Here is a 19,245-nt window from a genome sequence, read left to right on the forward strand (position 1 = left end):
TTCGAGCAGTCTGCAAGATCCAGGGAGTGGATGGAGCGCGTTCGCGCCTTCATGGACGAGCATATCGTCCCCGCAGTGCCGATCTACCACCAGCAACTCGCCGCGATCGACCGCTGGGCCGAGATTCCACCCATCTTCGAGCAGCTCAAGGCGAAAGCCCGCGCCGAAGGGCTGTGGAACATCTTCATGCCGCCATCGGAGCATGACGACGCGTTTTTCACCAGCGTCGGTCTCACCAACGTCGAATATGCGCCGATCGCCGAACTGATGGGCCGCATCTCGTTCGCAAGCGAGGTGTTCAACTGCATGGCGCCGGATACCGGCAATTTCGAAGTGCTGCACCGTTACGGTACGCCCGAGCAGAAACAGCGCTTCATGGTGCCGTTGCGTGACGGCGAGACGCGATCCGCCTTCCTCATGACCGAACCTGCCGTTGCCTCGTCCGATGCGCGCAATATCCAGACCGAAATTCGCCGCGAGGGAGACGAATACGTCATCAATGGCCGCAAATGGTGGTCATCCGGGGCAGGCCATCCGCGCTGCGCCTTCTACATCCTGATGGGCAAAACCGATCCCGACGCCGCACCCTATCACCAGCAATCGATGATCCTCGTGCCGCGCGACACACCCGGCATCACGCTCGTCCGCCATCTGCCGGTGTTCGGTTACGATCATGCGCCGCATGGTCATTTCGAGGTGCTGCTCGAAAACGTCCGCGTGCCCGCCGAGAACCTGCTGCTCGGCGAAGGGCGAGGGTTCGAGATCGCGCAGGGCCGCCTTGGGCCGGGACGAATCCATCACGCGATGCGAAACATCGCAACGATGGAGGTCGCGCTCGAAAAGACGTGTCGGCGGCTGCTGTCGCGCCGGGCGTTCGGAAAGGCGATCGCGGAACATTCCGTCTGGGAGGAACGCATCGCGCGCGCGCGCTGCGAGATCGAGATGGCGCGTCTGCTTTGCCTAAAGGCGGCGCACATGATGGACACCGTCGGCAACAAGGAAGCGCGCGCCGAGATCGCGATGATAAAAATCGCAGCGCCCAAAATGGCGCAGCGGATCGTCGATGAGGCCATCCAGGCGCATGGCGGCGGCGGCGTGAGCGACGATTTCGGGCTCGCCGAACTCTGGGCAAACACGCGCATTGTCCGGCTGACCGATGGCCCCGATGAAGTCCACGAACGCCAATTGGCGCGCATGGAACTCGCGAAATATCGCGAACCCGACGGAGCGGCATCGTGAGCGCGGCACAGCCCGCCGCGATGATCGGCGGCACGGTCGACGTGGCGGCGAACAGCGCCTTCGACGAAGCCAGGCTCATCGCCTATCTCTCCGGCCGTATTCTCGAATTCTCAGGCTCCGTGCGAGTCCAGAAGTTCGAGGGTGGCCAGTCGAACCCGACGTTCCTGCTGTCGACACCGGATGCGCGCTACGTGTTGCGGCGCAAGCCCGCCGGCGTCCTGCTCAAGTCGGCGCACGCGGTCGACCGCGAGTACCGTGTCACCAAGGCGCTGTTCGAAGCCGGTCTGCCGATCGCCGAGCCGCTCGTGCTCTGCGAGGACGATGACGTCATCGGCACCATGTTCTACGTGATGCGGCATGTTCCCGGGCGGAGCTTTTGGGACCCGCGCATGCCGGGTCTCGACCCGGCCGAGCGCGCGGCGATCTACGATTCGGCGAACGATACCTTGGCCCGGCTGCATCTGGTCGATTATGCGGCAATCGGTCTCGGCGATTATGGCCGTCCGGGCAATTATTTCGCGCGGCAGATCTCGCGCTGGACGCGCCAGTATGAGGCCTCGCGCACGCGCGATATCCCCGAGATGGAGCGGCTGATTGCCTGGTTGCCCGGCGCCGTGCCCGACACCGGTGATCGCACCACGATCATCCACGGCGACTATTCCTTCCACAATCTGCTCGTACACCCAACCGAACCGAGGGTCTCGGCGGTGATCGACTGGGAGTTGTCGACATTGGGCGATCCGCTTGGGGATCTCACCTATCACATGATGGAATGGTCGCGACCCGCAGGGGTCGACGTCCGCGGCACGTTGCAGGGCGCCGATCTCAGTGCGCTCGGCATCCCGACCGCGCAGGAATATGCGCAACGCTACTGCGAGCGCACCGGCTTCGACGGCGATCCTAATCACCCTTTCTACCGCGCCTTCAACCTGTTCCGCGTGGCCGCGATTCTGCAAGGGATTGCCGGGCGCGCGCGCGACGGCGTTCAGACCGGCGCGAACGCGGAGGAGATTATCTCGCGTGTCGAACCGCTCGCGCGCGCGGCCTGGATCGCCGCACAGGAAGCAGGAGCGAGCTGACCCAGACTATCCGAAGGCGAAACGATCATCATGGCCGCTAAAAGGCCAGTCGTAGGGGAGAGAAAGATGTCCAAGAAAGCGCAATACTTCCGTGCAATGCTGCTCGCTGGAGGGGCCGTCGCGTTCGCCGCCCCGGCATGCGCGCAGACGCCACCGGCCGCGCCCACGCCGTCGGCGATAGAAGATATCGTCGTGACCGCAACGCGCCGCGCCGAGCGCCTCCAGGACGTGCCGATTGCGGTCAGCGCGCTCGACGGGGCGCAGATCCAGGCGCAGCGCATCGACAACTTCGCCTCGATCACCAAGATCGCGCCGGGGCCGACGTTCGTGCCGGTGAAGGGCACCTCGACCATCTCGGTACAGATCCGCGGAAAATACTCGAACAACGACGCGCCCGGCCTCGAAAACCCGGTCGGCGTGTACATCGACGACATTTATTACGGCTCGCTCGCGTCGTTCGACGCCAATCTGTTCGACGTCAGCCAGGTCGCGATCCTGCGCGGCCCGCAGGGCACGACCTTCGGCCGCAATGCGGTCGGCGGCGCGCTCCAGATCACCAATAACCTCGCCGAACTCGGCAAGACCGACGCCCGGATCACGCTGACCGGACTCAGTAACGCGATGGGCCAGTTGGGGATCGAGAGCGACGGCTACGTCAACTACGCGCTCGGCGACTCGCTCGCCGCACGCTTCGCCTACAGCGTGAAGAGCGACGGTGGCTATCAGAAGAACCTGCTGAGCGGGACGTACCTCGATGACAATCGCGTCCAGAGCGTGCGCGGCTCGCTGACCTGGCAGGCAACCGAGCGCCTCAGGATCACCGCGAGCGCAGCCTATACGCACCGTGGCGGCTATGGCGACGGCGCGGTGATCGTCGGCCAGGGCAGCCTCGTCAAACAGGTCAGCGCGGCGAATGGCGGCGATCTCCACAAGACGCTGCTTGATGACGACGGCGAGACTCGCCGGCATCTGTTCGCGGGCACGATCAAGCTGGATTACGACACCGATGTCGGCACGATCACGTCGATCACCGGGTATCGGTCGCTCAATGCCTTCTATCAGGAGGATTCCGACGGCGGCCCGCTGCCGGCGAACTATCCCTCCATCAATCTCAACAGGGAAAAGCAGGTCAGCGAAGAGCTGCGTTTCACCTCGAAATTCGGCGGCCCGTTCGATTTCGTCTCGGGCGTCTATTTCGGATATGAAGATCTCTACAAAGGTATCCAGTTCAATTTCAACGGCACGCTGCCGCAATCCTATCTCTCGGTCCTGTCGCCGGGGCGGGTGGCGTCGCAGTTCGTCGCGGGCAGGATTTCCAACTACAGCGTCGGGCCGTTCGTGGAGGGCAAGTACAAGCTCACCCCAAAACTCTCGCTGACGGCGGGGCTTCGCTACAGCTACGAACGCAAGAACGGCTATACGTCGCATGTCGGCTCGTCACCGTTTTACGGCGCGCCCTATTTCGTCGATCTTGGCAAGAACGGATCGATCAATTCGTGGCAATCGTTCACGCCGCGCTTCATCGTCGACTACAAGCCGAGCCGCGACACCTCGTTCTACGCCTCGGTATCGAAAGGCTTCCAGGGCGGGGGCTGGGTGCTGACCGCGACCAGCGCGGCCAAGGCGCTCGTCCCGCTTGAGGCAGAGACGACCTGGAGCTACGAGATCGGCACGAAATCGAACTTCTTCGATCATTTCCTGACCACCAATGTCGCGGCGTACCTGTCCGATACGAGCAACCTTCAGGTCCGCTCGCTGATCAACGGCGTTCTGACCGACAGCAACGCCGGCAAGGAACGCGTCAAGGGCGTCGAGGTCGAGGCGTCGATCCACCCGGCTAAGGGTCTCTCGATCGGTGCGAATTACGCCTATACCGACGCGCGGTATCGAAGCTTCCCGGGTTGCGCGGCGGGTGGCCTGGATTGTACCGGCAACCGGGTGCCGTTCGTCTCTAAACACGATTTCACCGCGATCTTCGATTACAAGCTGGATCTGAACAGCGGCGCCAAGCTCGCCTTCCACGCCGACGACAAGTTCGCCAGCCCGTATCAACTGATCGCGACGAACCTGCAGCAGATCGGCGTGCCCTATACGCGGCGGCGCAACGTCGCCAACGTGTCGCTGTCCTATACCCCGCCCTCGAGCGCGTGGGATCTGCGGCTGTGGAGCACCAACCTGTTCGACAAGACCTATGCGAGCAATGGCTTGAACTATTATTTCTACCATCTCTCACCGGCGGAAGTCTCCGGGGTCGGCGGCGCCGCCAACGCCGATGTGGAACGGCTGACGATCGCCCCGCCGCGCGTCGTCGGCATCACCTTCACAGCGCGGGTCGGAGGTTAGAAATGGAAGGCGCCGTCTCTCTCAAGTCGGAAACGGCGTCTTCGGTTGCTTCGACAAACCGGACCCGGCGTCTCGTACTACTGATGCTGGGTCTGGTATCGATGTTCAACTACATCGACCGCACCGTGCTCTCGATCCTGCAGGAACCGATCAAGCGCGAGCTCAAGTTGAGCGACACGCAACTGGGTCTGCTGACCGGCCTCGCGTTCGCGCTGTTCTATGCGACGCTGTCGCTACCGATCGCGCGGTTGGCCGACCGGCTCAACCGGCGCAACATCGTGTCGGCGTCGCTCGCGGTCTGGAGCGGGATGACCGCGCTGAGCGGACTTGCCACCGGCTTCGCGACGCTGGTGGCGTTCCGGGTCGGCGTCGCGCTCGGAGAGGCGGGGTCGGTGCCGGCATCGCACTCGATCATCGCCGATTATTATCCGCCCGACAAACGCGTGACCGCGCTCGGCCTGTGGGGCCTGGCGCTACCGGCAGGGATCATGCTGGGCTATGCGTCCGGCGGATGGATCGCCGCGACGCTCGGCTGGCGTGCCGCGTTCGCGGTGATCGGCGGAGCGGGGCTGCTGCTCGCGCCTGTCGTGATGCTGCTGGTGCGCGAGCCGGTGCGCGGTGCCTTCAGCACGCACCAGCACGTTGCCGAGCCGATATCGCTCGGCACCGCCCTCGCCACGCTATGGAAGTTGCGGACCTATCGCTACATGCTTGCGGGAACGACGCTTCACGCCTTCGCGCAATATGCGATGATGAGCTGGACCGCCCCCTTCTACATGCGCGTGCATCACATGCCGCTGTCGGAAGTCGCCGCCTGGCTGGCGCTGATGAACGGCATCGGCGGCGGGGCCGGCATCTATCTGGGCGGGTGGCTGTCGGACACGGTAGCGCGGACCAGCCCGAGCGGGCGCGTCTGGGTCAGTGCGGTGGCGATGTTCCTCATGGTGCCGGCGGCACTCGTCCAGTTTCTCGTCCCCTCGCTAGGCGTGTCGCTGGGGTTCGGCTTCCTCTCATCGATGTTGATGTTCTTCTACTACGGCCCGATCGTCGGCGTGCCGCAGTCGCTGGTCGCACCGCACATGCGGGCGCTGACATCGGCGGTGACGCTGCTCGTCTTCAACCTGTTCGGGCTTGGCCTCGGGCCGGCTGTCACCGGCATCATCAGCGACCGACTGGCCGCTGGCTACGGCATGCACGATACGTCGCTGCGTTATGCACTGGCCGCCGTCCTGATCTTCTCGCTGGTGGGGGCGCTGAGCATCCTGCGTGCCAGCTGGTTCTATCGATTCGACATGCGCGAGGCCTGACCCGCAATGTCGCAGGTTTGCAGAGGCTTCCCGCCCACGAGCACGATACGGCGATCGCTACACTTGTGCATGGCAGCGGGGCTCGTGCTATCCGCGCCCGTTGCCGCCGGCCCGCTGGCCGACGCGACGAAGACGGAGCAGCTCTTCGCCAAACGCTCCACCGATCCCTACACGCTGGCGGTGCGCGCGACCGTCTGGGGGTATCCATTGGTCCGCGCCGCACAGTTGCGGCAGAAGGCGACTCAACCGGACAATCCCTTCGCCTCGCGCCCGCAGACAGTAGCCACCGCCGCGCTCAACAGGCTGGGCCGCGCGCGACAGCTTGCTGACCCCGACACGCGCATCGGCGTGGCGCCGAACAACGACACTTTGTACGTGCTGGCGTTCCTGGACACCGAAGATGGCCCGTTTCTGCTCGATACGCCCGACTTCGGTGCGCGATATTACACGTTCCAGTTCGGTGAGGCAGACAGTTCGACTCACCATTCCTATGGACAGAGCTCGCACGGCCACAAGCTGCCGCCCATTTTCATAGTCGGTCCAGCGTATCGCGGCGCGGCGCCCGAGGGCGCGCTCATGGTTCGGAGCGACCAGCGCTACTTGATGGTCGCCGGACGCATCTTGGTCGCCCGCGCGGAGGACTTGCCCGTTGTCCATCAGCTCGAAGATCGCATCGCGTTGAGTAAGTGGCTTGGCCCAGACCGGCTCGGCCCGACCACGGTGTCGCGGCAGCGCATTCTGGCGGGTGCGGGAGCGGACGTGCCAGAGGCGCTCAAGCCGCTCGCGGACCTCGGCACGGTGCTCCAGGATTGGCGGCCGACGCCCGAGGAAAGCCAGTTGCTGCAATCGTTCGAAGCGATCGGCCTGACGCGGCAGGACGGGTTTAACCTCGGCCGACTCAACACGTCGCAGCGTGCCGCGGTTGAAGCCGGGATCGTGGACGGGCTCAAAATCATCCGCGCCAAGACCCGCAACCTTGGTGCGATGGCGAACGGCTGGTCGACGAGCTATTCCGGCTCGACTTTCGGCAAGGACTATCTCCTGCGCGCGGCGGTGGCGATGGACCAGATCTACGTCGTGGACAAAGACGAGGCGCTTTACCCGGTCGCGCATGTCGATAGCGTCGGCGCGTCTTTGGACGGCAGGACTGCCTACACGATCTGCTTCGCCAAATCCGATCTACCGCCGGTCAACGCTTTCTGGTCGATCACGCTGTATTACGCCAAGGGCTTTTTGGTGCCGAACAGCCTGAAACGCTATTCGATCGGGGATCGCACGCCCGGCATCGCTTACGGCAAAAACGGTTCGCTCAAGCTCTATGTCCAGAACGACGATCCCGGAGCGGGCAAGACGGCCAATTGGCTACCCGCGCCGAAGGAAGGCTTCATGCTTATGATGCGGCTCTATCGGCCCAAGGCGAGCGCGATGACCGGACAGTGGCATCCGCCCGCAATCAAGCGGACAGTCGCAAGTTCGACAACCACCGACGCCTGCTCCGCTCAGTAGATCGCACGCTCAGGCGGCGAGCGCCATCCGCGCCGCCGCGCCACCGCCGTAAAGCCGCGACAGCAGCAGCACGCGGCGCAATCCTCGGCCGACCGCGAGTTCGTCGGTCACGCCCATGCCGCCATGAAGCTGCACGACATCCTCCGCCAGCCGCAGCGCCGCATCCAGGACATACGCCTTGGCTTCGGTCACGGCCCGCCCTCGCGCGTCATCGCCGGCGAGCGCGGCGCGGAGCATCATCGAACGCGATTGTTCCAGCACGGTATAGAGCCGCGCACAGCGATGCTGGATCGCCTGAAAGCTACCGATCGGCTTGCCAAACTGCTTGCGCTGGCGAACATAGTCGATCGCGAGATCGAGCAACGTGCCCATCGCACCTACCAGTTCCGCCACGATTGCAAGTTCGGCCATCGTGACGGCGACGCTCAAATCGGCCTCGGCGATGTCGAGCGGGACGCAGCGGGCGCCGTCGAAGCGAAGGTCGGCCGCGATGCTGCCATCGACCATCCGCACCGCCGATCGCGCGACGCCTGAGGCGTCCGCCTCGACCAGAGCGGCACCCCCCGTCTCCAGCGCCACGACGAACGCCGACGCCGCCATTCCGCCCGGAACGATGCCACTTGCGCCGGAAAGCACGCCCGCTTCTTCCCTCCCCCCGCGTGCGAAGGCGAGCACGGCGTCGCCCTGCGCGAGCGGCTCACCCCACCGCGCGCCGGCGTCGCCGCTGCGCGCGATCACCTGACCGCACAGGACAACGCTGTCCGCGAGTGGGGTGATTGCCAGCGCGCGGCCGAGTTCTTCGGCGACGATCATCACCTCCATCGCGCCGCCGCCCATGCCCCCGGCGGACTCCGGAAGCAGCAAGGCGAACAGACCGAGTTCGCCAAGCGCGCGCCAGTCCTTCGCCGGCATCGGCCCGTTCGCCATGCTGGTCGCGTCATAACGATCGGCGAGGAAACGCCGCACCATATCGCGGACCATCACCTGCTCGTCGCTTGGCGCGATGTTCATCGTCAGAGCACCTCGATGATCGAAGCGTTAGCAATGCCGCCGCCTTCGCACATCGTCTGAAGGCCGTAGCGGCCGCCGCGTGCCTTCAGCGCGTGGATCAGCGTCGCCATCAACTTGGTGCCGGTCGCGCCGAGCGGGTGACCGAGCGCGATCGCGCCGCCATTGACGTTGAGCTTCGCCGGATCGGCGCCGAGCGCCTTGGCCCACGCCATCGGGATCGAGGCGAAGGCTTCGTTGACCTCGAACAGATCGATGTCGGCCATCGACAGCCCCGCCCGTTCCAACACGCGGCGCGTGGCGGGGATCGGCTCTTCGAGCATAATGACCGGATCGCCCGCCGTCACCGCGAGATTAACGATGCGGGCGATCGGTGTGAGGCCGTGCGCCTTGACCGCGGCTTCGGATGCAACGAGCACGCCGCTCGCGCCATCGCAGATCTGGCTGGCGGTCGCCGCGCTCAATGTGCCGCTCTCGCTCAGCAGCTTGACCGAACCGATCGATTCCAACGACGCATCGCCGCGAATGCCTTCGTCGCGGTCGTGCGTGACCGTCTGGCCATCGGGCGTGACGACCGCGAGCGGCACGATCTCCGCAGCGAACGCGCCGGCGGCGGTGGCGGCAGCGGCCTTCTGGTGGCTTTGCAGCGCGAAACGATCATGATCCTCGCGGCTGAAGCCGTATTTGTCGGCGATCATCTGCGCGCCGACGAACTGGTTGAATCCCTCGACTCCGTACCGCTTCTGGATCGATTCCGCGAACGGGTTGGCGCCGATCCCGCCCGCCTTGGCAAGCGTGATCGGCGAACCCATCGGCACCCGCGTCATGCTCTCCACGCCACCGGCGATCACGATGTCCTGCATGCCCGACATCACCGCCTGCGCCGCGAAGTGTAGCGCTTGCTGCGACGATCCGCATTGGCGGTCGATCGTCACCGCCGGGACGCTGTCGGGCAGCTTCGACGCCAGCACGACATTGCGCCCGAGCGCGAAGGTCTGCTCGCCGATCTGGCTCACGCAGCCGATGATGACGTCGTCGATCGCCGCCGGGTCCAGCCCTATGTCGGCGACGAGGGCATCGAGCACGGCGGCGCCGAGATCTGCCGGGTGCCAGGCGGCAAGGCGGCCATTGCGACGGCCGCCAGCGGTACGACGCGCGGAAACGATATAGGCTTCAGGCATGGAGTACGTCCTTTTGTCTGTCACAGGCCGAGCGCGGCCTTGGCGATGATGGAAAGCTGGATTTCGCTGGTGCCGCCGAAGATCGACCAGGCGCGCGCGTTGAGGTAGCGGGCGGCCGCGACCTGCGCCTCCGCCGAGTGGATCGGTGGGGGGACGTCCGAACCATAGAAGGGCCGTTCGAGCGGAAGCTGGAGACCGGCAAGGCCGAACGCATCGACCGCAAGCGTTTCGATGCCCTGGCGGATTTTCGAGGCGATCAGCTTGGTAGTGAGGCTGCGCGGGTCGGGCGCGGCGCCGGCATCGATCTCGATCAAAGTCCTCAGCTCGGTCATTTCGAGCGCCTGCGCTTCCAACCGCAGACGCAGCGCGCGGTCGGCGCGTTCGCCGACGAGCGGCCCCGCCGCCTCGGCCAGTCGCCGGAGGTCGGCGAGCAATTGCGGCGCGAACGACGAGCCGCCGCGCTCGTTCTCGAGCAGGAACTTGGCGATCGACCACCCCTGCCCTTCCTCGCCGACGCGGTTCGCGACCGGTACGCGCACCTCGTCCAGAAACACTTCGTTCAGCTCGTGATCGCCCGATGCGCTGAGAATCGGCCGAACCGTTACGCCAGGCGCGGCCATGTCGATCAGCAGGAAGCTGATCCCCTGCTGCGGCTTGACGTCGGGATCGGTGCGCACCAGCGCGAACAGCCGGTTGGCGAACTGTGCCTGCGTGGTCCAGATCTTGTGGCCGGACACGATATAGTCGTCATCAGCGCGCACGGCGCGGGTACGGAGGCTGGCGAGATCGGACCCCGACCCCGGTTCGGAGAAACCTTGTGCCCAGACGTGCTCGCCGCTGCGGAGCGCCGGCAGATACTCCGCCCGCTGCGCGTCGCTGCCGAAGGTGTAGAGCACCGGTCCGACCAGCTTGAGCCCCATGCCCGGCAGCACGGGCGCGCCCGCTTCGGCACACTCCTTCTCGAAGATCCAGCGCTGGATGCGCGTCCAGCCGGGGCCGCCCGCCGCCGCCGGCCAATGATAGACCAGCCAACCCTTGGCCTCGAGGATCGCCTGCCATGCGCGCGCGATATCCGGCTCGGCGAACACGCCCGAGGTCAGTGCGGCGCCACGCCGGAGTTCGGGCGATAGCGCGTCCGCGAGGAAGGCGCGCACCTCGCCGCGGAACGCTCGCTCGGCGTCGGTCAAAGCCAGATCCATCACCTCACCTCTCGACGATCGCGACCGCAGACACGCCGGGCGCTCCATAGACGTGGCTGTAGCCGAGCCTCGGATTGCCCGGCGCCTGCCGCCGCCCGGCGCGCCCGGTGAGTTGGACGAAATTCTCATAAACCTGCCGCAAGCCCGAGGCTCCGATCGGCTCGCCACAGGCGAGGCAACCGCCATCAGTGTTGACCGGCAACGTCCCGTCGATCCGGGTACGGCCTTCCGCGATCCAGGCGGTCTGCTCGCCGTCGGCGCAGAACCCGTTCTCGGCCATGTGCATGATTTCGGCGCCGGTTTCGGTATCCTGAAGCTGCGCGATGTCGATGTCTTCGGGACCGACACCCGCCATGTCATAGGCGGCACGCGAGGCGATCGTGGTCGGCGAGCCGCCGCGTTCGAGATCGAGCGCTGGCGAGAACACCTCGAACGATCCAGGCGGCCGCGTCCGCACCGCCGCCGCGCGCAGCCGCACGCTTGGCAAGCCCAGCTCCCGCGCCCGCTTCCCACTCGCTAGGACGAGCGCCACCGCACCCTCTCCGGGCGAGCAGAACATGAATTTTGTCAGCGGGTCGCTTACCATCTGCGAGGAGAGGATCGTATCGATATCAACCGCCTCACGCCGCCAGGCGTGATCCGCAAGCACACCGTTCGCGAACGCCTTTTCCGCGACCGCGCCGAGCGTGCGCGGCGTGATGCCATAGGTCGCCATGTAGCGCTGGATCTTCATGGCAAAGAATTGGGTGGTGAGCATCAGCCCGGTCTCCCCATACCAGTCGGGCAGCCCCCAGTCGGCCGGCAGCGGCGAGAACGAGCCACGCGGATGCTTATCGAAACCCACCGCGATGCCGAGATCGAACTCGCCCGATTTGATCGTGCTGTATGCTCCGAACATCGCCGAGCCGCCGGTCGCACAGCCATTGGCGACGTTGATGAACGGCAGCCCGGTCAAGCCGAGTTCGGACACCATCGTATCGGCATTGCCCGCCGAATCCGAACCGCCGAACGCGAAGCGGATGTCGCTCCAGCCAAGGCCGGTTTGCGCCAGCGCCTGACGAACCGCGTAAACGCCCTGCTGAAGCCCGCTCAGCCCCGGCGTGCGGCCGAAGGGGTGGATGCCGGCGCCGATGATAAAGACATCGCTCATCACCTTGCCTCCTCGACCGGCGCGAAGGCGAAGCTGGTACGCACCACACCGCTTGCCAGCGTGAACGGGTGCGGGACGAGCCGCATCGGCATATCGATCCGCAAGTCATCGAAACCCACGTCGACCAGCCGCGATTCGACGATCAACGCACCGTCGAGCTGCACATAGCCGACCGCATAGGGTTCGAATGCGTCCGGCCCCGCATAAGGCGGGGATTTCGGCCGGAAGCGCTGCACCGTCCAGGACCACAGCCGCCCCTCGGGCGGGAGCAGGACGGAGTCGTAACGGTCATCGCTATCGGGTCTGGCTGGGAAAATCGTCCGGCCGCTGGCGCGGTCACGCGATGCGATCAGATGGTAGGCGCCGTCGACTTCGACGAGCAGATTGGCGGCGATGATCGGCGCGAGCGTGGGCATCTGGTCTCTCCTGCCCGCCTTGTAGCGCCCGACCGGACGGTCGGCTTCTGACCAATGCGACAGCGGCTAGCGGATCATCCCGAGAAAGCCGAGCTGTGCGGCCTTGAACAGCGTCTGGTCGCGGTTGACCGCATCGAGCTTGAGCGAGGCGGCGCGGATGTGGAACCGCACCGTCGTGCGTTGCAGCCCCAGGATGAGCCCGATCTCATCATTGGTCTTGCCGGCCGCCGCCCAGCGCAGGCACTCGACCTCGCGCTTGGTGAGCGACACGCCGGCCATGTCTTGGCGCACGCGCGCGGTGATCTTGACATAGCTCTGGATGAAGGCGCGCGCGAGCACGGCGAGCGCATCGACGGCGCTCGCATAGGGGCCAGACAGATCCTCTCGCTGCGGATCGGGAGACAGGAAACTGGCCGCGCCGATCTGACCGAACGGCAAATGGATCGGAACAACCAACGCCGCCGATGTCATCGCGCGCGCGCGGAAATCGGACAGGTCGATCGCATCGAGCAGCGGATTGGCAATGCGCGTGTGGAAGCCGCGCGCGTTGCACCAGAACGGCTCCGCTTCGACCCGGCACGCGTGGACGAGCGGCGATGACAGCGCCAATTGCGGGGCCTCCCACCAGCGCCCCTCGCCTTCGCGGAAGCCGAACACCTCGCTGGCGAGGATCGCACCGTCGCCGTCGCGCATCGGCTCGCGCACCGCGATGTTGTGCGATACCGCCGTTCGCAGCCCGCACATCTTCGCGACTCTGTCCCGAAGCGCCTCGGCCGCCGAACGGATGTCCGCCGGCTCCGTGAAACGCACCGCCGCCACATCTTCCGGGGACGGCATATGCTGGTGGACGGAGACGATCACGGCCTAGGATTTCGCCAAACTGAGTCCCTCGAAAAACGGACGGCACAATGCGTCGGCGACATCCTCGGGAGGATGTTTCTTTGCCAGTGGCGGATACCATTTATAGGCCCAGTTGCACATCCCGAGGAACCCGTAGGTGGTCAGATCGGGGTCGCAATCCAGAAACTGCCCGGTCTCGATGCCGGACACGACGGTGCCGCGGACCCGTTCGAAATAGTCCTTGCGCTGCGCCCGGATCTGGTTGCGCATCGTACCCTCCAGATCCTCATAATGGTCCATGAACGCACGGACATAGCCGGGATGCTCGGCGATCTGCCGCAGGATGTTGATACACGCCGCCCGCAGCTTGCCGAGCGGATCGTCGGAGAAAGTTTCGTCCGCCAGCCCATCCAGCAACGCGGTCATATGCGCTTCGTGAATCGCATAGAGGATCGCATGTTTGCTCGGGAAATAATGGTAGAGCGTCGGCTTGCCGAGGCCGACCTCGTCGGCGAGCATCTGCATCGAGGCTTTGTGATAGCCGACCTTGTCGAACAGGTTGGCGCAATGCCTGAGAATCTCGTTGCGCTTCTCGTCATGCGCTTCGGTCGTCTGTCGTTTCTTTGTCGCCTGTCGCGCCATACCGGACCCAGATCCTCATGTCTTCGGACGGCCGCAGGGCCGCCAGCCTGTCACCCTATTGCACCGAAGCGCCACCGTCCACGGCAAGCGCGGCGCCGGTGATGTACGACGCCTCGTCGCTGGCCAGGAACAGAATCGCCGCGACGACCTCCTCCGCAGTCGCGAGCCGGCCGATCGGCACGCGCGCGAGACGCGCCGCCAGCGCCTCCGCATCGGTATACGCCGCACGCGCGAGCGCACTGTCGATCGGCCCGGGATGCACCGAGTTGCAGCGTATGCCCTCGCCCGAATGCTGAGCGGCGGTGATGCGCGTCAACATCGTCAGCGCGGCTTTGCTGCAGGCATAGGTGGCATCCATGATCTGCGACTGGCCGATCCCGGCCACCGACGACACGTTGACGATCGCGCCACCGCCCTGCGCGCGGAAGTGCGGTAGCAGCGCGCGCGTGCCGAGAAACGGACCCTTGGCATTGACCGCCATGCTCCGATCCCAATCCTCGGGCACGCGCTCCTCGATCGGCGTCAATGCCGACGCGACCGCCGCATTGTTGACGAGGATGTCGACCCCGCCCCAGCGCCGACGAGTCTCCTCGACCGCCCGATCCCAGTCGTCGGGCTCCGTGACGTCGAGCGCCACCGCGCAGGCATCGCCGCCCGCCGCGACGATGGCGTCCGCCAGTTCGGTTCGGGCATGCGCGTCGATGTCCGCGACGACGACACGCGCGCCTTCCGCGGCGAACGCCTTCGCCACTGCCGCACCAAGACCACCCGCCGCTCCCGTGACAAATGCACGCTTGTTCGCGAAACGCATGGCCTCTCCAAATGGTAACTCGACCGTCCGGTCGGGTGTGGGTATCGTTGGTCGTGTTTGGGCGACAACGCAAGCCCGGAGGAGAGCGAAATGGAACTGAACGGCAAGACCGCGCTGGTAACGGGTGCAAGCTCGGGATTGGGCCGGCATTTCGCGATGGTACTGGCGGCGCGGGGCGCGACCGTTTTCGCCGCCGCCCGGCGTATGGCGGCGCTCGAGGCGCTGGCGGAGGATGTCGGGCGCGCCGGCGGACAGTGTCTGCCGATCGTCATGGACGTCACCGATCCCGCTTCTGTGTCCGCTGCGTTCGATCGGATCGCGCAAGACTCGCCTGCCCCCTTGTCGATCGTCGTCAACAACGCCGGAGTCGCGCAGACCCGTCGGGCGGTGGATATGTCCCACGACGAATGGCATGCGGTGCTTGGCCCGAACCTCACCGGCGCCTTCCTCGTCGCGCAGCAGGGTGCGCGCGCGATGCGCGAGAGTGGCGGCGCGATCGTCAACGTCGCCTCGATCCTCGGCGAGCGCGTGTCCAAGGGGCTCGCCGCTTATGCCAGCAGTAAGGCAGGATTGATCCAGCTCACCAAGGCGCTGGCGCTCGAATGGGCGTCGCTCGGCATTCGCGTCAACGCGCTCGCGCCCGGCTATATCGAGACCGACCTCAACCGTGAGTTCTTCGCATCGAGCGCCGGTCAGCGCCTGATCGCCCGCATCCCGCAGGGGCGGCTCGGCCAGATGCACGATCTCGATGCACCCTTCCTGCTACTCTGCTCGGATCAGTCCCGCTACATGACGGGGGCGGTCGTCGCGGTCGATGGCGGCCACCTCGTCAGCGAGCTTTAGGGCGGATCAGGCGTCCATCGCCGTGGCGCCGATCACCCAGGCCGAAAGGCCGGCGGTCGGCACCGCGCAAATCACCGCCTCGGCAACGGCTTCTTCGCTTGCCCCGGCCTTGCGGGCGCCCTTCATATGTACCGACGCCCACTCGCTGTAATCGGCGGCGAGCACGGTCACGAGCAGCAGTTCCGCATGGACCGGCTCGAGCGCGGTTCCGGACAGCGTGCCCTCCCGCATCAGATAATAAGCATCGGCGCCGAGCGGCTTGACCTCGAACAGCTTGCCGAGCGAGGGCGGCATCGTGCCGAAATAGTGGAGGAAATTGGCCTCAGCCGCACCCGGCTCGACAAGGATATCCTCGTTGGTGGCTTCGATCTCGGCGGCGTCGGGATACACCTTGCCGAACAGGCCGTGGAAACGCAGCGCAGCCCCCTCACCGCGAACGCTCGACAAGATCGCGACGGCGGCGCCGGCCTCCGCCTCGGCCAGCCCCTCGTCTCGTGCCGCCTGCAATTCGCGAAGCGCCATCTCCTCATATCCCTTCACGGTCGCGGCGCACGCCACGAACAGGCGCTTGATGCGCGCCGGCACCGCGCCATCGGTATCGATGATGGTGCGCCACCGGCGAAAGCCCGCGACCGTCTTGGGCGCGTCCCGGCGCAGGCGACCCACCGCGACGAGAGGATTGGGTTCGGACATCACGACACCTCCTAAAACTCCAGACCGTCCGGTCGGCTGGGTTACTGCTATTCCGCCCTCCCCGCCCGGTCAACAGGCCGAAGGTAGTTGACGTCCGACCGGACGGTCGATTAAAGCAACGACGATGGCGAGTCCGCAGGCAGGACCGCGCGAACCGATGGGAGCGAGGCCGGCATGAAAGACTTTTCCGGTAAGACCGCCATCATCACCGGCGCCGGAAGCGGCATCGGCGCGGCGCTCGCCGAGCTTGCCGCCGCGCAGGGCATGAACCTGGTGCTCGCCGACATCAACGGCGCCGATCTGGAGACAGTCGGTGCGCGCCTCTCGGCGAACGCGGTCCTCCTCCAGCAAACCGACGTGGCCGATCCGGCGGCGGTTCAGGCGCTGGCGGATGCCGCCTGGGATCGCTTCGGCGGCGTCGATCTGCTGTGCAACAACGCCGGCGTCGTGCCGGGTGGGCGGCACCGCCCGGTGTGGGATTACGCACCCGAAGACTGGCGCTGGGCGTTCGGCGTCAATGTCGACGGGGTGGTCAACGGCATCCGCAGCTTCGTGCCGCGCATGCTTGCCGACGGCAGGTCGGGTCATATCCTCAACACCGCCTCGGTCGCCGGATTCGTGAGCGGATCGGGGTCGGCGGTCTATGGCGCGTCGAAACATGCCGTGGTTCGCATCACCGAGGCGCTGTACGCAGGCTTGCGCGACGAAGGCGCGCCGATCGGGGTGACGATGCTCTGCCCCGGCCTCGTCGCCACCCGGATCTACGATGCCGAGCGCTCTCGCCCGGATCACCTGCAAACCGCGCACGGTCGACCGGAGGAGGCCAAGGAACTGCGCGAGGTCGCCGACACGCTGTATCGCAACGCGCCGTCGCCAGACGCGGTCGCCGCGCAGGCGTTCGACGGCATCCGCGAGGACCGCTTGTACGTCTTCACCACGACTCGCTTCGACGAGCCGATCCGCGAGCGCGCGGACGCGATCCTGTCGCGCACCAACCCGATCTTCGAAAGCCTGTTGTCGCTCAGCAAAAATGACGCCGGCGTCGCGGGCGCGCCGGCATGAGCCGGTTTAGCGATCGCGTCGCGCTGGTCACGGGCGCGGCCTCGGGCATCGGTCTCGCCACCGCGAAGCGTTTCGCGACAGAAGGCGCGACCGTTCTGCTCGCCGATCGCGACGTGGAAAAACTCGGGGCGGCGCTCGCGGATCTTGGCGGTGCGCCGCACGACGCGATCCCGCTCGACGTGACCGATGAACCCGGCTGGATCGCGCTGGCCGATCGCATCGGGCAGCGCTTTGGTAAACTCGATATCCTCGTCAACAATGCCGGCTTCGGCAAATTCGCGACGATCGCCGAGACCAGTCTCGACCAGTGGCGCGCGATCCTCGCGGTCAATCTCGACAGCGTTTTCCTTGGCACCAAGCACATGCTGCCGCTGCTGGCCGCCTCCGGCCACGGCGCGATCGTTAACATGTCGTCGATCCGCGGCATCGTCGCCGGCTCCGGCACCGGCTCCTACTGCGCCGCCAAGGGCGGAGTGCGGATGTTCACCAAAGTCACCGCGCTCGAATGCGCGGAGGCTCGCAACGGCGTGCGCGCAAACTCGATTCATCCGGGTCACATCGCGACTCCGCTGTCCGCGCCCGCCTATGCCGATCCCGACATCGCGAAGAAACTGCTGGCCGACGTGCCGCTCGGGCGGATCGGCGAGGCCGACGAGATCGCCGACGCGGTCCTTTTCCTCGCCAGCGACGAATCACGATACATGACCGGCGCCGAACTCGTCGTCGATGGGGGAACGACAGCGCAATGACCGAACGCGCCCAGAAGATCGCGGCGAAGGTGGAAGCCTTCGTGCGGGATGCCGTAGTCCCGTATGAGGCTGATGAGAGGTGCGGCGGTCACGGCCCCGCCGATACGCTGGTCCACGCGTTGCGCGAAAAGGCGCGCGCGGCGGGCGTGTTGACGCCGCACATCTTGCCGGACGGCTCGCATCTGACCCAGCGCGAAACCGCGATCGTGCTACGCCGGTCCGGCCTGTCGCCGCTCGGGCCGCTCGCCTGCAACACCGCCGCACCGGACGAAGGCAATATGTATCTGCTCGGCAAGGTCGCGAGCGCCGAGCAGAAGGCGCGTTTCCTCGATCCGCTGGTCGCCGGCGCGGCGCGCTCGGCATTTTTCATGACCGAACCCGCCGAGGATGGCGGCGCGGGTTCGGACCCGTCGATGATGCAGACGACCTGCCGACTCGACGGCAACCATTGGGTGATAAACGGCCGCAAGAAATTCATCACCGGCGCGGAGGGCGCCAGCGTCGGCATCGTCATGGCCAAGTCGGACGATGGCGCCTGCATGTTCCTCGTCGATCTGCCCGACCCCGCAATCCGCACCACCCGCGTGATCGACACGATCGACAGTTCGATGCCCGGCGGCCACGCCGAGATCGACATCGTCGACCTGCGCGTCCCCGCCGATCAGATGCTCGGCGCAAGTGGCGAAGGCTTCAAATACGCCCAGATTCGGCTCAGCCCGGCGCGGCTCTCGCATTGCATGCGCTGGCTGGGGCTGGCGATCCGCGCGCAGGAGATCGCGTGCGATTATGCCAACCGTCGCCACGCCTTCGGCAAGCCGCTCATCGATCATGAAGGTGTCGGGTTCATGCTCGCTGACAATCTCATTGATCTTCAGCAGGCCGAGTTGATGATCGACTGGTGCGCGGGCGTGCTCGATATCGGGTCGCTCGGCACTGCCGAAAGCTCGATGGCGAAAGTCGCCGTCTCGGAAGCGCTGTTCCGGGTGGCGGACCGCTGCGTACAGGCGATGGGAGGGACCGGCGTTTCCGGCGACACGATCGTCGAGCAGGCCTTCCGCGAGATCCGCGCCTTCCGCATCTATGACGGCCCAAGCGAAGTTCATCGCTGGAGCCTCGCCAAGAAGATCAAGCGCGATTGGAAAGCGGCGCAAGCATGAGCACGGTCACGCGCGCTCGG

At 65.8% G+C, this 19,245-nt stretch carries 18 protein-coding genes; 9 read left to right on the forward strand and 9 right to left on the reverse strand.

The genetic code is table 11. The features are described 5' to 3' along the window. Nucleotides 1-30 precede the first annotated feature (30 nt). From EWE75_RS09830 to EWE75_RS09850, 5 genes are all read left to right on the forward strand, one after another. A complete protein-coding gene (locus EWE75_RS09830) occupies nt 31-1,239 on the forward strand; it encodes an acyl-CoA dehydrogenase family protein (protein ID WP_130156916.1) in 1,209 nt (402 codons plus the stop codon). Then, nucleotides 1,236-2,318 (forward strand): phosphotransferase family protein, encoded by a 1,083-nt coding sequence (locus EWE75_RS09835; RefSeq protein ID WP_130156918.1) that lies wholly within the window; start codon nt 1,236-1,238, stop codon nt 2,316-2,318. The genes EWE75_RS09830 and EWE75_RS09835 overlap by 4 nt, the downstream gene beginning before the upstream one ends. A 66-nt stretch (nt 2,319-2,384) precedes the next feature. After that, nucleotides 2,385-4,661 (forward strand): TonB-dependent receptor, encoded by a 2,277-nt coding sequence (locus tag EWE75_RS09840; RefSeq protein WP_130156920.1) that lies wholly within the window; start codon nt 2,385-2,387, stop codon nt 4,659-4,661. Nucleotides 4,662-4,744: 83 nt separating this feature from the next. Continuing rightward, complete coding sequence (locus EWE75_RS09845) at nt 4,745-5,968, forward strand: spinster family MFS transporter (protein WP_231708292.1); 1,224 nt, start codon at nt 4,745-4,747, stop codon at nt 5,966-5,968. Between the two features lie 69 nt (nt 5,969-6,037). After that, on the forward strand, nt 6,038-7,474 hold the full coding sequence (locus EWE75_RS09850; RefSeq protein WP_231708293.1) for a DUF1254 domain-containing protein: 1,437 nt from the start codon (nt 6,038-6,040) through the stop codon (nt 7,472-7,474). Between the two features lie 9 nt (nt 7,475-7,483). On the opposite strand, the gene EWE75_RS09855 is transcribed toward EWE75_RS09850, so the two are convergent. From EWE75_RS09855 to EWE75_RS09890, 8 genes are all read right to left on the reverse strand, one after another. Then, a complete protein-coding gene (locus EWE75_RS09855) occupies nt 7,484-8,485 on the reverse strand; it encodes an acyl-CoA dehydrogenase family protein (protein WP_130156926.1) in 1,002 nt (333 codons plus the stop codon). Nucleotides 8,486-8,487: 2 nt separating this feature from the next. Then, nucleotides 8,488-9,663: an acetyl-CoA C-acetyltransferase gene (locus EWE75_RS09860; protein ID WP_130156928.1), complete on the reverse strand. Its 1,176-nt coding sequence runs from the start codon at nt 9,661-9,663 to the stop codon at nt 8,488-8,490. Between the two features lie 20 nt (nt 9,664-9,683). Further along, nucleotides 9,684-10,862: an acyl-CoA dehydrogenase family protein gene (locus EWE75_RS09865; RefSeq protein ID WP_130156930.1), complete on the reverse strand. Its 1,179-nt coding sequence runs from the start codon at nt 10,860-10,862 to the stop codon at nt 9,684-9,686. A gap of 4 nt (nt 10,863-10,866) precedes the next feature. Continuing rightward, the gene (locus tag EWE75_RS09870) at nt 10,867-12,015 is read right to left on the reverse strand and encodes a thiolase family protein (protein ID WP_130156932.1); all 1,149 of its coding nucleotides are present in this window, start codon (nt 12,013-12,015) and stop codon (nt 10,867-10,869) included. Next, entirely contained in the window at nt 12,012-12,428 is a 417-nt protein-coding gene (locus tag EWE75_RS09875) for a Zn-ribbon domain-containing OB-fold protein (RefSeq protein ID WP_130156934.1), read from the reverse strand. The genes EWE75_RS09870 and EWE75_RS09875 overlap by 4 nt, the downstream gene beginning before the upstream one ends. A 66-nt stretch (nt 12,429-12,494) precedes the next feature. Continuing rightward, nucleotides 12,495-13,265 (reverse strand): helix-turn-helix transcriptional regulator, encoded by a 771-nt coding sequence (locus EWE75_RS09880; protein WP_130156980.1) that lies wholly within the window; start codon nt 13,263-13,265, stop codon nt 12,495-12,497. 27 nt (nt 13,266-13,292) lie between these two features. Continuing rightward, nucleotides 13,293-13,910, reverse strand: coding sequence for a TetR/AcrR family transcriptional regulator (locus EWE75_RS09885; protein ID WP_130156936.1), 618 nt, complete (start codon nt 13,908-13,910; stop codon nt 13,293-13,295). A gap of 55 nt (nt 13,911-13,965) precedes the next feature. After that, nucleotides 13,966-14,721: an SDR family NAD(P)-dependent oxidoreductase gene (locus EWE75_RS09890; RefSeq protein ID WP_130156938.1), complete on the reverse strand. Its 756-nt coding sequence runs from the start codon at nt 14,719-14,721 to the stop codon at nt 13,966-13,968. Between the two features lie 90 nt (nt 14,722-14,811). Between EWE75_RS09890 and EWE75_RS09895 the strand changes: the two genes are divergently transcribed. Further along, nucleotides 14,812-15,564 carry an SDR family NAD(P)-dependent oxidoreductase gene (locus EWE75_RS09895; protein ID WP_130156940.1) on the forward strand — a complete coding sequence of 251 codons (753 nt, stop codon included), beginning with the start codon at nt 14,812-14,814 and terminating at the stop codon, nt 15,562-15,564. Between the two features lie 6 nt (nt 15,565-15,570). Here the strand turns inward: EWE75_RS09895 and EWE75_RS09900 are convergent, their stop codons facing one another. Further along, on the reverse strand, nt 15,571-16,257 hold the full coding sequence (locus EWE75_RS09900) for a carboxymuconolactone decarboxylase family protein (protein WP_130156942.1): 687 nt from the start codon (nt 16,255-16,257) through the stop codon (nt 15,571-15,573). Between the two features lie 174 nt (nt 16,258-16,431). Here EWE75_RS09900 and EWE75_RS09905 point away from each other — a divergent pair, with 174 nt between their 5' ends. From EWE75_RS09905 to EWE75_RS09915, 3 genes are read left to right on the forward strand one after another with little or no spacing between them, the layout of a single operon-like run. Then, nucleotides 16,432-17,319 carry an SDR family NAD(P)-dependent oxidoreductase gene (locus EWE75_RS09905; protein ID WP_130156944.1) on the forward strand — a complete coding sequence of 296 codons (888 nt, stop codon included), beginning with the start codon at nt 16,432-16,434 and terminating at the stop codon, nt 17,317-17,319. Continuing rightward, nucleotides 17,316-18,068 carry an SDR family NAD(P)-dependent oxidoreductase gene (locus EWE75_RS09910; protein WP_130156946.1) on the forward strand — a complete coding sequence of 251 codons (753 nt, stop codon included), beginning with the start codon at nt 17,316-17,318 and terminating at the stop codon, nt 18,066-18,068. The genes EWE75_RS09905 and EWE75_RS09910 overlap by 4 nt, the downstream gene beginning before the upstream one ends. Further along, a complete protein-coding gene (locus EWE75_RS09915) occupies nt 18,065-19,225 on the forward strand; it encodes an acyl-CoA dehydrogenase family protein (protein WP_130156948.1) in 1,161 nt (386 codons plus the stop codon). The genes EWE75_RS09910 and EWE75_RS09915 overlap by 4 nt, the downstream gene beginning before the upstream one ends. Nucleotides 19,226-19,245: the final 20 nt, after the last annotated feature.

The organism is Sphingomonas populi (genome assembly GCF_004208535.1).
Taxonomy (GTDB): Bacteria; Pseudomonadota; Alphaproteobacteria; order Sphingomonadales; family Sphingomonadaceae; genus Sphingomonas; species Sphingomonas populi.

What these genes read in the sequence shown, in the direction of transcription:
- EWE75_RS09830 (WP_130156916.1), top strand. Translation starts at nt 31, where the DNA reads ATGGAGCGCGTTCGCGCCTTCATGGACGAGCATATCGTCCCCGCAGTG.
- EWE75_RS09840 (WP_130156920.1), top strand. Translation starts at nt 2,385, where the DNA reads ATGTCCAAGAAAGCGCAATACTTCCGTGCAATGCTGCTCGCTGGAGGG.
- EWE75_RS09845 (WP_231708292.1), top strand. Translation starts at nt 4,745, where the DNA reads ATGCTGGGTCTGGTATCGATGTTCAACTACATCGACCGCACCGTGCTC.
- EWE75_RS09850 (WP_231708293.1), top strand. Translation starts at nt 6,038, where the DNA reads ATGGCAGCGGGGCTCGTGCTATCCGCGCCCGTTGCCGCCGGCCCGCTG.
- EWE75_RS09855 (WP_130156926.1), bottom strand. Translation starts at nt 8,485, where the DNA reads ATGAACATCGCGCCAAGCGACGAGCAGGTGATGGTCCGCGATATGGTG.
- EWE75_RS09860 (WP_130156928.1), bottom strand. Translation starts at nt 9,663, where the DNA reads ATGCCTGAAGCCTATATCGTTTCCGCGCGTCGTACCGCTGGCGGCCGT.
- EWE75_RS09865 (WP_130156930.1), bottom strand. Translation starts at nt 10,862, where the DNA reads ATGGATCTGGCTTTGACCGACGCCGAGCGAGCGTTCCGCGGCGAGGTG.
- EWE75_RS09875 (WP_130156934.1), bottom strand. Translation starts at nt 12,428, where the DNA reads ATGCCCACGCTCGCGCCGATCATCGCCGCCAATCTGCTCGTCGAAGTC.
- EWE75_RS09880 (WP_130156980.1), bottom strand. Translation starts at nt 13,265, where the DNA reads ATGCCGTCCCCGGAAGATGTGGCGGCGGTGCGTTTCACGGAGCCGGCG.
- EWE75_RS09885 (WP_130156936.1), bottom strand. Translation starts at nt 13,910, where the DNA reads ATGGCGCGACAGGCGACAAAGAAACGACAGACGACCGAAGCGCATGAC.
- EWE75_RS09890 (WP_130156938.1), bottom strand. Translation starts at nt 14,721, where the DNA reads ATGCGTTTCGCGAACAAGCGTGCATTTGTCACGGGAGCGGCGGGTGGT.
- EWE75_RS09895 (WP_130156940.1), top strand. Translation starts at nt 14,812, where the DNA reads ATGGAACTGAACGGCAAGACCGCGCTGGTAACGGGTGCAAGCTCGGGA.
- EWE75_RS09900 (WP_130156942.1), bottom strand. Translation starts at nt 16,257, where the DNA reads ATGTCCGAACCCAATCCTCTCGTCGCGGTGGGTCGCCTGCGCCGGGAC.
- EWE75_RS09905 (WP_130156944.1), top strand. Translation starts at nt 16,432, where the DNA reads ATGAAAGACTTTTCCGGTAAGACCGCCATCATCACCGGCGCCGGAAGC.
- EWE75_RS09910 (WP_130156946.1), top strand. Translation starts at nt 17,316, where the DNA reads ATGAGCCGGTTTAGCGATCGCGTCGCGCTGGTCACGGGCGCGGCCTCG.
- EWE75_RS09915 (WP_130156948.1), top strand. Translation starts at nt 18,065, where the DNA reads ATGACCGAACGCGCCCAGAAGATCGCGGCGAAGGTGGAAGCCTTCGTG.